The following is a 14,233-nucleotide window of genomic DNA, read 5'->3' as shown; positions in this document are numbered from 1 at the left end:
CAGTTTTGTCAGGGAATCAAGTCCCCCGCGTATCCCCATAGAGATGAATATGCAGCCGGTCGGTAAACCGCCAACCGCGCTCCAGCGCTTCTTCGGCCAGCCAGCGCGACCGTTCGCGCAGACCCGCGCTGGTGGTGCCTTCGGGCATCACGAACAGGTGGTCCGCCGCAATTGCGTACTGCGCCTGAAGCGCTGAAATCTCGGCCAGATCCGCCGGGCTTGCCACCACGAACTTGAACCACGCCCGCGCATCGCGCGCCCATGCTTCCAGCCTTTCGGGCACCAGCGCCAGATCGGCGGCATTGCCCGAATGGGCCAGCTTGGGGCTGACGTTGAACTGGTCGACCAGCTCGTCCAGCGCAGGATGCGCCGCCACGGTTCCGTTCGTCTCAACTTCCACATGCAGGGCAGGGCGCGCAGCCTTTAACAGCGCCACCAGCCGCGCCAGCGCGGCCCCCTGCAACAGCGGCTCGCCGCCGGTAATCACCAGCCGGTCCTCAGGGTGGCGCAGGATCAGCGCGGCAACGTCCGCCTCGCTCAACCCAAGCTGGTTCTCTGCGCGTTCAAACGCCACCTCGTCACGGTGCGGACGATTGTCGCCCACGAACCGCCAGGTATAGGCCGTATCGCACCAGCGGCAGGCCAGATTGCACCGCGACAGCCGCACGAAGATCGACGGCCGCCCCATGCCGGGGCCTTCGCCCTGCAAGGAGGCGAAGACCTCCGGCTCGCCGGGGTTCACTGTTGCCAGTGTCAGCATGACCGGGTTGCCCCCGTCATCACCCCAGCCGCTTCAGGGCCGCGGCCAGCCGTTCGGCTTCGGCGGCATGCATGGCATGGTCGGCGCGCGCCTTTTCCACCGCTTCGGGCTTGGCCTTTTCCACGAACGAAGCGTTGGAAAGCCGCCCTTCCAAAGACTTGGCTTCCTTTTGCGAGGTTGCCAGCGCCTTTTCCAGACGGGCCTTTTCGGCGGCAATGTCGATCACGCCATCCAGCGGCACTACGATATTGGCATCGCCCGCCCCAACCTGCATCGCCGCGCCTGCGGGTGCCGGTTCAAAGCGGATGCCGTTCAGCCGCGCCAGCCGCTCGATCGCGGCCGGATTGGCTTCGATGATCGCGCGGGTCTGGGCCGAAGGTTCGGGCAGGAACGCATCCAGCTTTGCGCCCGGCGCAATGCCCAGCTCGTTCTTGGCGGTGCGCAGCGCGGACACCAGCGCGATCAGCCATTCGACCTCACGCTTGGCCGCCGCATCGACCACGGCTTCGGGCTTCACCCATTCCGCGACGATCAGTTCGGCGTTGCGAGGTTGGGCGGGGTCAGACAACGCGTGCCACAGTTCTTCGGTTACGAACGGCATGAACGGGTGCAGCATCACCAGAATCTGGTCCAGCACCCAGCCAGCCACGGCGCGGGTTTCCGCGTCGAAGTTGCCCTTTACCAGTTCGATGTACCAGTCGCAGAACTGGTCCCAGACAAAGTGATAGACGGTGTTCGCCGCCGCGTCGAAGCGCAGGTCGGCCATGGCCTGATCCAGCGCAGCGGCGGTTTCCACCACTTCGCCGATGATCCACTTGTTCACCGCGCTGGTCGCCGCAGGAGCCGCAACCGATTTGCTGCCGGTGATGCCGTTGCTCTGGCAGAACCGCGCCGCGTTCCACAGCTTCGTGGCGAAGTTGCGATACCCCTCGACGCGGCGTTCATCCATCTTCACGTCGCGGCCCTGGCTTTCCATGGCGCACATGAAGAAACGCAGCGCGTCGGCCCCGTACTTGTCGATCAGGCCCAGCGGGTCGACCACGTTGCCCTTGGACTTGCTCATCTTCGCGCCATCCGCCGCGCGGACTAGCCCATGCAGATACAGCTTCTTCCACGGCACTTCTTTCATGAAGTGCAGGCCCTGCATCGCCATGCGCGCATCCCAGAAGAACAGGATGTCAAAGCCCGAAACCAGCAGGTCATTGGGATAGTGCTTCTTCAACAGCGGCGCGTCTTCATCCGGCCAACCCAGCGTGGCGAAAGGCCAGAGCGCGGACGAGAACCATGTGTCGAGGACGTCTTCGTCGCGGGTCAACGCCTTGTTCCCGGCCAGCGCCTGCGCGTCTTCTTCTGTTTCGGCCACGAAAACCGACCCGTCTTCGGCATACCAGGCCGGAATCCGGTGCCCCCACCACAACTGGCGGCTGACGCACCAAGGCTGGATGTTCTCCATCCAGTTGAAGAACGTCTTCTCCCACGTCTTGGGCACAATCTCGATGGCGCCAGACCGCACGGCTTCCAGCGGAGCCTTGGCCAGCGTTTCAGCATCGACATACCACTGATCGGTCAGCCAAGGTTCGATCACCACCCCGCCACGGTCACCGAACGGCGTCTGGATCGTGCGCGGTTCAAAGTCGGCGGAAACCTCGTTGCCTTCCTTGTCCTTCGTGATGTGCGGGATCAGGAAGCCATCTTCCTTCATCCGTTCGACCACCAGCTTGCGCGCGTCGAACCGGTCAAGGCCAAGAAACTCGGCGGGCACAAGCTCGTCGGCGGTCTGCACAACCTTGGCTTCGGCATCGAACATGTTGAGCATGTCGCCCGCCTTGATCCCGGCGCGCTTGCCCACGTCAAAGTCGTTGAAATCGTGCCCCGGCGTAATCTTCACCGCGCCGCTGCCCAGTTCGGGGTCGGCGTGTTCATCGGCCACCACCTTGAACCGGCGACCGGTCAGCGGTTGCAGGATGTCCTTGCCGATCACGCTTGCGTACCGCGCATCCTCGGGATGCACCGCCACGCACATGTCGGCCAGCATCGTTTCGGGGCGCGTCGTTGCCACCTCGATATAATCCAGCCCGTCATCGCGGGTCACACCATCGGCCAGCGGATACTTGAAGTGCCAGAACCCGCCCTGCGTTTCGCGCGTTTCCACCTCAAGGTCGGAAATCGCGGTTTTCAGCTTGGGGTCCCAGTTCACCAGTCGCTTGTCACGATAGATCAGGCCTTGGCTGTGCAGGTCCACGAACACCTTCACCACCGCGCGGGTAAAGTGCGGGTCCATGGTGAACTGTTCTCTGGACCAGTCCATCGAACAGCCCAGGCGGCGAAGCTGGCCGGTAATGGTCCCGCCAGATTCGTGCTTCCACTCCCACACCTTGTCGATAAATTCATCGCGGGTGTAGTTGGTGCGCTTGTCCTGCCGCGCCTCCATCTGGCGTTCCACCACCATCTGCGTGGCAATGCCCGCGTGGTCGGTGCCCACCACCCACAGCGCATCCTTGCCGCGCAGACGTTCGTACCGGATCACCACGTCCTGCAACGTATTGTCCAGCGCGTGTCCGATGTGGAGCGATCCGGTTACGTTCGGCGGCGGGTTGACGATGGTGAAAGGCGCGGCTTCGGGCCGGTCGGGCCGGAACAGGCCGCCCTGTTCCCAATGGGCATACCACTTCGCCTCGATCGCGGCGGGTTCGAACGTCTTGGCCAGTTCTGCAGGATTCTGTTCGGTCATAGCGCCGCGCATTGCCACCGCGCTGGCATACCTGCAAGCGTGCAAAGCATGACGCCACGCGGAACAACTCAGGCTGTTCCCGCGTTACGCCGCATGTGATGCACTTGTCGCCCCAACCAATTTCCCCCATGAAGCGGGTACGATGCGGGCACTGACCGAATTTGATCTCACGCCTGCCACCGGGGAACTGGGGGCGACGCTTGCTTTTCGCGGGCCGATGACGGTCGCCTCGCTCGGCCATACCGATGCGCGTCTGCGCGATCTCGATCAAACCCTGTCCACGATTGACCTTGCCGCCGTCACTGCCATGGACACCGTGGGCGCGTGGACGGTGTGGCGCATTTCGCGCGATACCGATGCCCAGATCACTGGATGCAGCGATGATGCACGCAAGCTGATCGACGCGATCAGCAAAGCCGATTCCAACGCAGAATCCGTGCGTGCCCCGCGCCTCCCGCTGTTTGAACGTGTGCCTGCGCATGTCGGTGAAATCATGCTGGGTCTGGGCCATGGCGCGTTGCAGGTGGCAGGTTTCCTCGGCCAGATCATTCTGGCTACCGGCACACTCGTTCGCCACCCGTCGCGTTTTCGCATGAAGGCGCTGGTGCACCAGATGGAACTGGTGGGTGTCAACGCGCTGGCCATCGTCGCCTTGATGAGCTTCCTTGTCGGCATCGTCATTGCTCAACAGGGCGCGGTGCAGTTGCGCCAGTTCGGTGCGGAAATCTACACCGTCAATCTCGTTGGCCGGCTCACCTTGCGCGAACTCGGCGTGCTGATGACTGCCATCATGGTCGCAGGCCGCTCCGGCTCGGCCTTTGCGGCGCAACTCGGCACGATGAAGCTGACTGAGGAAATCGACGCCATGCGCACCATCGGCGTCTCGCCCATGGAAGCGCTGGTTCTGCCGCGCATCCTTGCCACGATGATTATGATGCCGCTGCTTGGCTTCTATTCGGCGTTCCTTGGCATCATCGGGGGGGCGTTCCTGTCCTCGCTCACGCTGGGCATCCCGTTTTTCACCTTCCTGTCGCGCATTCAGGAAGTGGTGCCTCTGCACGACGTCTGGGTGGGGCTGACCAAGGCCCCGGTGTTCGGGCTGATCGTCGCGCTGGCCGGGTGCTATCAGGGCATGCAGGTGAAAAATAACGCCGAAGAAGTCGGCACCCGCACCACCGCCGCCGTGGTCATGGCCATCTTCACTGTCATCGTTCTCGATGCCTTCTTCGCGGTGTTCTTCACCGAAATCGGGTGGGGTTGATGGGCGCGGCAACCGATTTTCCCATCCGCGTCCATGGCCTGCGCAATGTGTTTGGCGATCACGTCATCCACGATGGCGTCGATCTGGACGTGCGTAAGGGCGAAATCCTTGGGGTGGTCGGCGGGTCGGGCACCGGCAAATCTGTGTTGATGCGCACCATCATCGGGCTGCAAATTCCCGATGCAGGCGAAGTCGATGTGCTGGGCAGTTCCATCACTGATGCCCGTGACGATGACGACATCGATATCCGCAGCCGCTGGGGCGTGCTGTTTCAGGGCGGGGCGCTGTTCTCCACGCTGACCGTGGCGGAAAACGTCGAAGTCCCCTTGCGCGAATTCTACCCCGAAATCAGCGACGAACTGCGGCACGAAATCGCACGGTATAAAGTGCTGCTGTCGGGTCTTCCTGCCGAAGCGACAAGCAAATACCCATCCGAACTGTCTGGCGGCATGAAAAAGCGTGCCGGTATCGCCCGCGCGCTCGCGCTCGATCCCGAACTGCTGTTTCTGGATGAACCCACTGCCGGGCTTGATCCCATCGGTGCGGCAGCATTCGACCAGTTGATCCTGCAATTGCAGCAGACGCTGGGCCTCACCGTGTTTCTCATCACCCACGATCTTGATACCCTGTACGAGATTTGTGACCGGGTGGCTGTGCTGGCCGATAAGAAGGTGATTGCGGTGGGAACGATTCCTGAACTGCTGGCACTGGATCACCCGTGGATTCAGGAATATTTCAATGGCCCGCGTGGCCGCGCCGCGCAGGACGCGCAAGCTCGCAACGTGGCGGTCAATGCCGATGCCCTTGGCATCGCGCCGCCAGCCGAAGAGTCATAAGGAAAGACCGATGGAAACGCGCGCAAACCATATCTGGGTCGGGCTGGTCACGCTGGCATTGCTGGCGGCTACGGCTCTGCTGACCGTTTGGATCGCGCGGCTCAATCAGGGCAAGCTCAACGAATACGACATCTTCTTCAAACAGTCCGTCGATGGCCTGGCCAAGGGGTCCGAAGTCGCCTTTTCCGGCGTCCCTTCGGGGCAGGTGAAGGAAATCGAATTGTGGGAACGCGATCCCGAATTTGTCCGGGTGCGCATCGCGGTCGATCACAAGGTTCCCATCCTTCAGGGCACCACCGCCAGCCTTCAGGGCAGCTTTACCGGCGTTTCCACCATTCAGCTTTCTGGCGCTGTAAAAGGCGCGCCACTGATCGAATGTCCGAAGGAAAACAAGCGCGCCGCCTGCCCGGAAGGCGTGCCGGTGATCCCGACCAAGCGGTCCGGCCTTGGTGAAATCCTGTCCAACGCGCCGCTTTTGCTGGAACGTCTGGCCACGCTGACCGAACGCCTGACCATGGTGCTGTCGGACAAGAATCAGAAGTCGATCGAGAACATCCTTGCCAATACCGACAAGATGACCGGCAACCTTGCCGATGCCTCGCCCGATGTGAAGCGGGTCATGGCCGAACTGCAGGCCACCTTGCGGCAGGCCAACTATTCGCTGGCCAGTTTTGAAAAGCTTACCAATTCAGCCGATTCCATGCTGAATGACGAAGGCAACGGCCTTGCCCGGCAGATGCGCCAGACGCTGAAATCGGCACAAGGCGCAGCCGATGCCCTGCAAGGCACGCTCAACGATGCGCGCCCTGCGGCAAAGCAGTTGAACGAACGCACGTTGCCTGCCGCCGAAGCTGCTATCCGTGATCTTCAGGCCACCACGCGGTCTTTGCGTGAAGTGACCGACAAGATTGGCGATCGCGGTGTCGGCGGGCTGGTCGGCGGACCAAAGCTGCCTGATTACAAGGACTGAGGAGGCGATGAAGATGTTGCACAAGACCCTGATCGCGCTCGGCCTTTCTGCCACTTTGGCAGGCTGCGTCAGCCTTGGCCCCAAAGTGCCCGACACCTTGCTTGCGCTCACGCCTGCCACCACGGTCGCGGCGGGCACCGGCGCCAGCGGCACATTCGGCACCGCGCTGGTCGTGCTGGAACCTGCGGCAGAGGCGCGTCTTGCCGTTACCCGCGTGCCCGTGCAGATCGACGATGCCAACGTCGCCTATCTGAAAAAGACGATGTGGGTCGAACGCCCTTCACGCCTGTTTCAACGCCTTGTCGCTGAAACCATCCGCGCCAAGGGCAACCGTCTGGTGATTGAAAACGACCCCGGCGCCAGCGGTATGCACCTGTCGGGCCGTCTGCTCGACATGGGCTATGATGCCCGCACCCGCATGGCCGTGGTCCGCTTCGATGCGGTAAAGGAAGGCGGCAATGGCCGCGTCGAAACCCGCCGTTTCGAAAGCACGGTGCCGGTGGTGGAAGCCGACGCCAAATATGTCGGCCCCGCGCTCAATCAGGCTGCCAACACCGTAGCGCGGCAGGTGGCCGACTGGGTGGAATAACGATAAATCCTCCCCGTTTTTGCGGCACGCACAAATGGGGAGGTGCCAGTCACGTCAAGTGACTGGCGGAGGGGCTTATCCCCGCGCCAGCCCCGCAAACCGCGCCGCCGCGGCAAAGCCCGCCGCCCGCCGCGCGCGCCGTTCCAGCGCTTCCTCGTCCTTGCCCCACAGTTCGGCCTGCCAGTCTTCTTCCAGATTGGCCGCATCCCACAGCGCATCCAGATCGGCATGATCGGCCAGCGCCGCCAACCCGATAATCAGCGATGCGGCAAGGCTGGTGGTGTTCTGCAAGGCGGCAAGCTGGAACGCATCCAGTCGGTCAATCTCCGCCTTCATCGCGGCAATCGCCTGCGGGTTCTGCGGCTTGTGCATCACGCCCGTCACCCGCACAAAGGCAACGTCCAACCGCGCCTCAGTGGCGGTCAGCAGCGGCTCCCACATCAGCCGCTGGCGCGCGGCAAATGGCTCGTCCGGCTCCGCGCGATAGCACAGCGTGTCCGTTTCGGCATAAGGCACAAGGTCGGTCACCACCGCGCCGGTATCCTGCGCCACCACGTCGATCGCATAATCTGCCATGTCGCGGAACATGAACAGCGCCGGGTCAATCTCTTCACCCTGCGCGACCCATTCCGCTGCCATCGCCTCGGCCAGCGCCAGTGTCGGCACCACTTGTGCCCGCCCACCCACGGTCTTGATCTTGCGCCCGTCCAGCGCAACGCCAAACCCGCCGTCAATCGCAACGGCTGCCGCTTCCTTGTAAAACCGCTTCATCAATCAGGAGTCCGCCAGCGCCGCGCCAACATGCGCGGCAGGAAAAAGAAATCGACCAGCCCCACCGCCGCCAGCACAAAGCCGACAATCGGGGGCAGCCCGTTCAGGAACGCCGGGCCTTTGCCCGCCTGCATCATCACGCCCAGCAGTACCAGCACCGCGCCCGATGCGCGTACCAGTTGCAGCGTGAAATAGCGCGCCATCGCCGGATCGCTCATGCCACGGCCCCCAGTAACGCACGCAAATGCGCCATGCTCGTCGCCACAGCCTCGGCCCCGGCATCGATCAACTCGTGCGGATCGTGATAGCCCCAGTCCACCCCGATCCCGCGCACGCCCGCATTCTTCGCCATGGCGATGTCATAGACCGTATCGCCAATCATCGCGGTGCGGTGGCGGTCGGCCCCGGCATCGGCAATGCACTGTTCGATCATCGAAGGGTCAGGCTTTGAAGGATGCCGGTCCGCCGTCTGCAACGAAACGAAATGTCGGGTCAGGCCATGCGCAGCAAGGCAGTGCGCCAGCCCCCGGTCCGATTTGCCCGTCGCCACAGCCAGTTGCCAGCCTTCTGCCGCCAATCCTTCAATCAGTTCGGCAATGCCGTCATACAGCGGCTCGCCCACATGCCCCGCCTCGCGCCGGGCACGAAAGGCATCCTTGTAAAGCTGGGTCAGGCTGGCGTGGTCTCCATGCGCGCCTTGCGGGTGCAATTGGCGCATCGCTTCGTGCAGCGAAAGCCCCACCACCCGCCGCGTCGCGTGGCGTTCGGGCGGAATCAGCCCGGCTGCGGTAAACGCCGCATCCATTGCCGCGCAGATATCGGCCTGGCTGTCCACCAGCGTCCCGTCGCAATCGAAAATCGCCAACTTCATTTTACGACTCTCAAGGCACCAGCCTCCGCATCAGTTCGGCCATTGCCGGGGATCCATGCGCTTCAAGCCCATCGGCCACGCGCGCACGCTCGTCCGTGCTCTTGTTCTGTGACAGCTTGAAAGTGGGACGCCACGCCAGAATTTCCATCTCGAACCCGACAATCGCCGCCATCATCTTGCGCAGTGCATCCTGTGGCGTCTTGTCCATCGTCCACGGCTCACCCGCAAGGCGCGCTTCGTTGGCGGCAGAAAGGCCTTCCAGCATCGCGGTCAGCCCATCCTGATCCACCCGCCGCACCCGGCCTTCCAGTTCCAGCGCCACATAGTTCCATGTCGGCACTTGCGCCGGGTCGGCATACCAGCGCGGCGAAACATACCCGTCCGGCCCGTTGATAACCACCAGCGCCGTCATGCCGTCGATATGCCGCGTCAGCGCATTGCCGCGCGCCAGATGGAACTGCACCGCGCCATCACCGGTATATAGCAGCGGCACATGGCCAACGCGCGGCCCGTCCGGCGTGGTGGCAAACACCATGCCGAACCCGATTTCAGCGATCAGCGCCTCCAGCAGCGCGCGGTCATCATGCCTGAACGCCGGATTGGGATGCATTAGTGCGTCTTGCCACCCCTTGGCGCACCGGTCGGCTTACCCGTAGTGCGCCCGCCAGCAGGCTTGCGCGGCCCCGGCTTCGCGCCCGGCTTTCCGCCCGGCCCGCTTTTCCCAACCGGCCCGCTCTTCCCAACTGGGCCAGCCTTGGCACCTGTCGCCGCACGCTTGCCCGTGGGCTTGCGCGCTGCGCTGCCTCCGCCCGCGTCGCTATCGGATCGCTTGCGGCGCTCGCCCCGGCGTTCCTTGCGGTATTCCTTGGAATGCGCCTTGGCCGCGCGTTTCTGCATGGTCTTTTCGGGGATCGGTTTGATCGGATCGATGGCCAGATCGCCGTCTTCTTCATGGAAGCCGAGGCTGGCCATGCTGGCGGCAAAGTGATCGGGCAGGGGAGCCGTCACGTCGATCAGGTCGCCTTCGGGATGTTCAATCCGCAAACGGCGCGCGTGCAGGTGCATCTTGCGGCTGATCGTGCCGGTCAGGAACGCGGCCTGCCCGCCATATTTGCCGTCGCCGACAATCGGGTGGCCGATGGCGGCCATATGCACGCGCAACTGGTGCGTGCGTCCGGTCAGCGGCTGCAATTCCACCCATGCCGCCGCATTGCCTGCGCGGCTGATGACGCGATAGCGAGTGCGGGCCGACTGGCCCTGTCCGCTTTCGTCCACCATCATCTTTTCGCCGCCCGTGCCCGGCTGCTTGGCCAGCGGCAGTTCGATCAGCCCGTCCTTCACATCGGGCACGCCGGTGACCAGCGCCCAATAGATCTTGCGCGCCGACCGGCCCGAAAAATGCCGCGAAAAGAACGCAGCGCTGCCCGGCGTGCGGGCAATCAGCAGAACGCCGGACGTATCCTTGTCCAACCGGTGCACCAGCCGGGGACGCGCTTCCTTTTCACCGACATAGGCATCCAGCAGCCCGTCGACGTGCTCATACGTGCCGCTGCCGCCTTGCGTGGCAAGGCCCGGCGGCTTGTTCAGCACAATCGCGGCGCGGTCCTTTTCCAGCACCATCGATTCGGCCAGCGCGATCTGTTCTTCGGTCAATGGCTTGCGCGGACGCGCGCCCTTGCCGGGTGTGCCCACCGGGGTTGCATTGCCCGGCGGCACGCGCAGGATCTGCCCTGCTTCCAGCCGGGTATCCACATCTGCGCGTTTGCCATCCAGCCGAATCTGCCCGGTACGCGCCCAGCGCGAAACCGTGGCAAAGCCCACTTGCGGCAGATGGCGCTTGAACCAGCGGTCCAGCCGTGCGCCCGCATCATCGCGGCCCACGGTAAACTGGCGGACGTTGTCGTCCGGCATATGGCTGCGGCTCATGCTGCACCTCGCATGATCGAAAGACCCATAAACAGCCCGGCCACGCCTGCCAGCACTGATCCTGCGGCATAAATCGCCGCCAGCCCGGTCAGGCCTCGCTGCACCAGCAGGGCCGCTTCAAGGCTGAATGCGGAAAAGGTGGTGAAACCACCCAATACGCCCACGCCCAGCATCAGCCGCCAGGCCTCGCCCGCATCATGCCGCGCCAGCCATCCGGCCAGAATGCCCATCAGCACACTGCCCACGACATTGATCGTGAAGGTTCCCCAGGGGAACGTATTGTTGGGTCCGGCAATGCTGCCGATAAAGCGACCGACGTGATAGCGCAGCACCGCACCGGTGCCGCCGCCCAGCGCTACAATCGCGCTGGCTGTCAGGGAATTGGGAGAGTTCATCCCGGCCCCTTAGACGCTTGCCCTGCAAATTGCACGACTTTGCTTGCCTTCGTCGCCGGATTTGGGTAGTGGCCCGCCCGTTCGAGCCGCTCCTGTTCGGAGTCGGCCCGTTTTGTGTTTTCAGATTCGCCCGTTCCGGGTTCCAGATTTTAAGGTGACCCCCGCATGCTTGGCGGGCTCTCACCGATAGATTGAGGTGTAGCGGTTTATGCAGATTCTCGTTCGCGATAACAACGTCGACCAGGCTCTTCGTGCTCTCAAGAAGAAGCTGCAGCGCGAAGGTGTGTATCGCGAAATGAAGCTGCGTCGCCACTTCGAAAAGCCTTCGGAAAAGCGCGCTCGCGAAAAGGCTGCTGCCGTGCGCCGCGCCCGCAAGCTTGAGCGTAAGCGTCAGGAGCGCGACGGCGCGAAGTAAGGCGGACGGGGCTGAAAACGCCCCATCTGGCTACTTGCCGTTTCAGCCCGCTTGGGCCAAGGAGGGCGCCGCAAACCGGCGCCCTTTCTTGTGTTTGGCGTTTGGTCATATCGAATCATCCGAACGCGATTCGCCTGAATCGCGTTTTCAGGGGGAAGACATGTCGGAAATCACCCGCGTTCCGCTCCAGCCTATTGCCAAAGGCTCGATTTCGAAGATCTGGTTGGGCGTGATCGCCGCCGTCGTGCTGGGTTCAGGCGTCGCCTATGCCACGCGCTATAAGGGTGTCGAGATCGAGACGGTAAAGGCCGGCACCGGCGCGTCCCCTACCAAGAGCGACGTGGCGCTCATCAACTATGTCGGTCGCCTTGCCAACGGCAAGGAATTCGATCGCGGTGAACGCGCGGTCCTGCCGCTCGAAACCGTCATTCCCGGCTTCTCCGAAGGTCTGGGCAAGATGCAGAAGGGCGGCAAGTACGTCCTCGAAATCCCGTCGGAAAAGGCATACGGCGCCGAAGAAAAGCGCAACCCGCAGACCGGCGAAGTCGTCATTCCGGCCAACAGCGATCTGGTCTTCGAAATCGAACTGATCGATTACAAGAGCGCTGCCGAACTCGAACAGCAGCGCATGATGCTGGAACAGATGCAGCAGATGCAGGGCGGTGCTGGCCATGGCGGCGCACCGGGCGCGGCTGCTCCGGGCGGTATGCCGCTTCCGGGTGGCGCGCCGGGCAGCGCACCGCAACCCTGATACTTGCCGGGCAGGGGGGCTCCCCCTCCGCCCCGGCTTGAAGCACGCCGCGCGCTCTGGTAGCGCGCGGCGTTTCCTTTATTTCCGCAAGAGTATCCGCCCATGTCCGTAGATACCGCCACGGTGGCCAAGATCGCCTCGCTGGCCCGCATCAAGGTCAGCGAAACCGAGCTCGAAGCCATGGTGCCCGAACTGAACGGCATCCTCGCCTGGGTCGAACAGCTTGGTGAAGTGGACGTGACCGGCATCGAACCGATGACCGCCGTGATCCCCAATGTGCAACGCCTGCGCGATGACGTGGTGAACGCAGATCCGCTGACCGGCGGTGACAAGCGCGACGCCGTACTGGCCAATGCGCCCGCGCCCGAACACGGCTTCTTCGGCGTGCCCAAGGTTATCGAATAACCGCCGATTTTCGTTTTGTGCCGTACCATTGGCGGCATGCTGGCCTCCCCACCGGAAGCAAGAACACATGACCAACCTTACCGACCTTGGCATTGCCGCCATCCGCAACGGCGTGGCCGATGGCACTTTCACCGCCACCGAAGTCGCCACTGCCTTCAACGCGGCGGTTGCAGAAGCGCAGCCCGCGCTCAACGCCTTCATCGTCACCACCCCGGAAAAGGCTTTGGAAGCCGCCGCGAAAGTGGATGCTGACCGCGCCGCTGGAAAGCCGCTTGGCAGCCTTGCAGGCGTGCCGATCGGCATGAAGGACCTGTTCGCCACGCAGGGCGTGCAGACCACCGCCGCGTCGAAAATCCTCGAAGGCTTCAAGCCCGAATACGAATCGACCGTCTCGCAGAAGCTGTGGGACGCGGGCGCAGGCATGCTGGGCAAGCTCAACCTTGACCAGTTCGCCATGGGGTCCTCCAACGAAACCAGCGCTTTCGGCAACGTGATCTCGCCGTGGCGCAAGCCGGGTGACACCGCCGCGCTTGCCCCCGGTGGTTCGTCAGGCGGTTCCTCGTCAGCCGTTGCTGCGCGCATCGCGCCTGCCGCCACCGGCACCGATACCGGCGGCTCCATCCGCCAGCCCGCTGCCTTCACCGGCATTTCGGGCATCAAGCCCACTTATGGCCGCTGCTCGCGCTGGGGCGTGGTCGCTTTCGCCTCATCGCTCGATCAGGCAGGCCCGATGGCCCGCGACGTGACCGACTGTGCGATCATGCTCGAAGCCATGGCCGGGTTTGATCCCAAGGATTCGACCAGCCTCAACCTGCCCGTGCCCGAATGGACGGCAGGCCTCAACGCCGACATGCGCGGCAAGAAAGTCGGCATCCCGCGCGAATACCGCCTTGATGGCATGGACGCCGACGTGGCGAAAAGCTGGGACGATGGCATCGCATGGCTCAAGGATGCGGGCGCTGAAATCGTCGAAATCAGCCTGCCGCACACCAAATACGCGCTGCCCACCTATTACATCATCGCCCCTGCCGAAGCCTCGTCCAACCTCGCCCGTTACGATGGCGTGCGCTATGGCCTGCGCGATCTTCCCCAGGGCGCTGGTCTTCAGGACATGTATGCCGCCACCCGCGCCGCAGGGTTCGGGCCAGAGGTCAAGCGCCGCATCCTGATCGGCACTTACGTCCTCTCGGCAGGCTTCTACGATGCCTATTACACGCAGGCGCAGAAGGTCCGCGCGCTCATCAGCCGCGATTTCACCGAAGCCTTCAAGCAGGTCGACGTCATCCTCGCCCCCACCGCGCCGTCCTCGGCCTTCGCGCTGGGTGAAAAGAGCGCCGATCCGCTGGAAATGTACCTGAACGACGTGTTCTCGGTCCCCGCCAGCCTCGCCGGCCTCCCCGCCATGTCGGTCCCCGCCGGGCTAGACCGCAACGGCCTGCCGCTGGGTCTTCAGATCATCGGCAAGGCCTTTGACGAACAAGCCGTCCTTAATGCAGGCCTCGCCATCGAAGCGCGCGCCCAGTTCACAGCCCGTCCGGCAAAGTGGTGGTAA

16 protein-coding genes are annotated in these 14,233 nt (G+C 63.4%); 8 read left to right on the top strand and 8 right to left on the bottom strand.

Annotation, left to right across the window (positions count from 1 at the left end):
* Positions 1-16 precede the first annotated feature (16 nt).
* Entirely contained in the window at positions 17-760 is a 744-nt protein-coding gene (locus tag OVA07_RS02265) for a 7-carboxy-7-deazaguanine synthase QueE (protein ID WP_268169849.1), read from the bottom strand.
* Positions 761-779: 19 nt separating this feature from the next.
* Positions 780-3,491: a valine--tRNA ligase gene (locus OVA07_RS02260; RefSeq protein WP_268169848.1), complete on the bottom strand. Its 2,712-nt coding sequence runs from the start codon at positions 3,489-3,491 to the stop codon at positions 780-782.
* A gap of 142 nt (positions 3,492-3,633) precedes the next feature.
* On the opposite strand from OVA07_RS02260, the gene OVA07_RS02255 reads away from it, so the two are divergent.
* Genes OVA07_RS02255 through OVA07_RS02240 form a run of 4 tightly spaced genes read left to right on the top strand, consistent with a single transcriptional unit; the run spans position 3,634 to position 7,147 of the window.
* A complete protein-coding gene (locus OVA07_RS02255) occupies positions 3,634-4,752 on the top strand; it encodes an ABC transporter permease (protein WP_268169847.1) in 1,119 nt (372 codons plus the stop codon).
* On the top strand, positions 4,752-5,588 hold the full coding sequence (locus OVA07_RS02250) for an ABC transporter ATP-binding protein (protein WP_268169846.1): 837 nt from the start codon (positions 4,752-4,754) through the stop codon (positions 5,586-5,588). Before OVA07_RS02255 ends, OVA07_RS02250 begins: the two co-directional genes overlap by 1 nt.
* Before the next feature lie 10 nt (positions 5,589-5,598).
* A complete protein-coding gene (locus OVA07_RS02245) occupies positions 5,599-6,558 on the top strand; it encodes an MlaD family protein (RefSeq protein WP_268169845.1) in 960 nt (319 codons plus the stop codon).
* A 13-nt stretch (positions 6,559-6,571) separates the two neighbouring features.
* Entirely contained in the window at positions 6,572-7,147 is a 576-nt protein-coding gene (locus OVA07_RS02240) for an ABC-type transport auxiliary lipoprotein family protein (protein ID WP_268169844.1), read from the top strand.
* 75 nt (positions 7,148-7,222) lie between these two features.
* On the opposite strand, the gene OVA07_RS02235 is transcribed toward OVA07_RS02240, so the two are convergent.
* Genes OVA07_RS02235 through crcB form a run of 6 tightly spaced genes read right to left on the bottom strand, consistent with a single transcriptional unit; the run spans position 7,223 to position 11,110 of the window.
* On the bottom strand, positions 7,223-7,918 hold the full coding sequence (locus OVA07_RS02235; RefSeq protein WP_268169843.1) for an ATP12 family chaperone protein: 696 nt from the start codon (positions 7,916-7,918) through the stop codon (positions 7,223-7,225).
* Positions 7,918-8,136 (bottom strand): hypothetical protein, encoded by a 219-nt coding sequence (locus tag OVA07_RS02230; protein ID WP_268169842.1) that lies wholly within the window; start codon positions 8,134-8,136, stop codon positions 7,918-7,920. The genes OVA07_RS02235 and OVA07_RS02230 overlap by 1 nt, the downstream gene beginning before the upstream one ends.
* Positions 8,133-8,789: an HAD-IA family hydrolase gene (locus OVA07_RS02225; protein WP_268169841.1), complete on the bottom strand. Its 657-nt coding sequence runs from the start codon at positions 8,787-8,789 to the stop codon at positions 8,133-8,135. The genes OVA07_RS02230 and OVA07_RS02225 overlap by 4 nt, the downstream gene beginning before the upstream one ends.
* Before the next feature lie 10 nt (positions 8,790-8,799).
* Complete coding sequence (locus OVA07_RS02220) at positions 8,800-9,399, bottom strand: FMN-binding negative transcriptional regulator (RefSeq protein WP_268169840.1); 600 nt, start codon at positions 9,397-9,399, stop codon at positions 8,800-8,802.
* Complete coding sequence (locus tag OVA07_RS02215; RefSeq protein ID WP_268169839.1) at positions 9,399-10,715, bottom strand: RluA family pseudouridine synthase; 1,317 nt, start codon at positions 10,713-10,715, stop codon at positions 9,399-9,401. The genes OVA07_RS02220 and OVA07_RS02215 overlap by 1 nt, the downstream gene beginning before the upstream one ends.
* On the bottom strand, positions 10,712-11,110 hold the full coding sequence (gene crcB / locus OVA07_RS02210) for a fluoride efflux transporter CrcB (protein WP_268169838.1): 399 nt from the start codon (positions 11,108-11,110) through the stop codon (positions 10,712-10,714). The genes OVA07_RS02215 and crcB overlap by 4 nt, the downstream gene beginning before the upstream one ends.
* A gap of 208 nt (positions 11,111-11,318) precedes the next feature.
* Between crcB and rpsU the strand changes: the two genes are divergently transcribed.
* From rpsU to gatA, 4 genes are all read left to right on the top strand, one after another.
* On the top strand, positions 11,319-11,525 hold the full coding sequence (gene rpsU, locus OVA07_RS02205) for a 30S ribosomal protein S21 (protein WP_011446475.1): 207 nt from the start codon (positions 11,319-11,321) through the stop codon (positions 11,523-11,525).
* Between the two features lie 160 nt (positions 11,526-11,685).
* Positions 11,686-12,276: an FKBP-type peptidyl-prolyl cis-trans isomerase gene (locus tag OVA07_RS02200; protein ID WP_268169837.1), complete on the top strand. Its 591-nt coding sequence runs from the start codon at positions 11,686-11,688 to the stop codon at positions 12,274-12,276.
* A gap of 102 nt (positions 12,277-12,378) precedes the next feature.
* Positions 12,379-12,681 (top strand): Asp-tRNA(Asn)/Glu-tRNA(Gln) amidotransferase subunit GatC, encoded by a 303-nt coding sequence (gene gatC / locus OVA07_RS02195; RefSeq protein WP_268169836.1) that lies wholly within the window; start codon positions 12,379-12,381, stop codon positions 12,679-12,681.
* 67 nt (positions 12,682-12,748) lie between these two features.
* Entirely contained in the window at positions 12,749-14,233 is a 1,485-nt protein-coding gene (gene gatA / locus OVA07_RS02190) for an Asp-tRNA(Asn)/Glu-tRNA(Gln) amidotransferase subunit GatA (protein WP_268169835.1), read from the top strand.

This window comes from Novosphingobium sp. SL115 (assembly GCF_026672515.1).
Taxonomy (GTDB): domain Bacteria; phylum Pseudomonadota; class Alphaproteobacteria; order Sphingomonadales; family Sphingomonadaceae; genus Novosphingobium.
Note: the sequence above shows the minus strand (reverse complement) of the source record. Positions and strands in the feature narration are given on the sequence as shown.